Below are 743 nucleotides of genomic sequence, written 5' to 3'. Positions count from 1 at the left end.
ACGGTGCATAGGCAGGGCCTACCGAGCAGTCTCGGCTTGCCAGCCGCAATGGTCAGGTCCACCTGCCTTGAACGAGCCGATGACCTGTTCGCCGAACAAAAGAGCGATTGACTCGAAGTAAGTTGTAGGATGATATGTATCACCTGATATCGATAAATCTCCATGACCGTTGATCGCCTCTCGCCGGAAATACTCAGCGCCATGGAAGGCGCCGTCGGCCGAAACGGCATTGCCGCCGAGCCGGCTGGAATGGCGAAATATCTGGGCGACTGGGCGGGCGATTATCGCGGCGAAGCGCTTGCCGTGCTGCGGCCCGGCTCGGTCGGCGAAGTCCAGGCCCTGATGCGCTTGTGCAACGAGCTTGGGCTCGGCATCGTTCCGCAAGGCGGCAACACCGGGCTGGTATCAGGCGCGATCGACAGCAAAGGCGGCGGCCTGGTTGTCTTGAGCCTGGAGCGGCTGAACGCCATCCGGCAGATTGATGCCGGCAACTTCACCCTGCAAGCCGATGCCGGCTGCGTGCTGCAGACGATCAAGGACGCCTGCGAGGCGCAAGAATGCCTCTTCCCGCTCGCGCTTGGCGCGCAAGGCAGTTGCCAGATCGGCGGCAATGCGGCGACCAATGCCGGCGGCGTCAACGTGCTGCGCTATGGCATGGCACGCGACCTGATCCTCGGTCTCGAAGTCGTGCTGGCGGACGGCGAACTGTGGAACGGCTTCTCTGGTCTGCGCAAGAACAACAG

1 protein-coding gene is annotated in these 743 nt (G+C 62.4%); it reads left to right on the top strand.

Annotation, left to right across the window (positions count from 1 at the left end; all coding sequences use genetic code 11):
• Positions 1-162: 162 nt before the first annotated feature.
• Positions 163-743: FAD-binding oxidoreductase (locus EOA28_RS37515; protein ID WP_245501710.1), on the top strand; the 581-nt coding region annotated here is incomplete at its 3' end.

The organism is Mesorhizobium sp. M2A.F.Ca.ET.067.02.1.1, assembly GCF_004023285.1.
In the GTDB taxonomy this organism is placed as follows: Bacteria; Pseudomonadota; Alphaproteobacteria; order Rhizobiales; family Rhizobiaceae; genus Mesorhizobium.
Note: the sequence above shows the minus strand (reverse complement) of the source record. Positions and strands in the feature narration are given on the sequence as shown.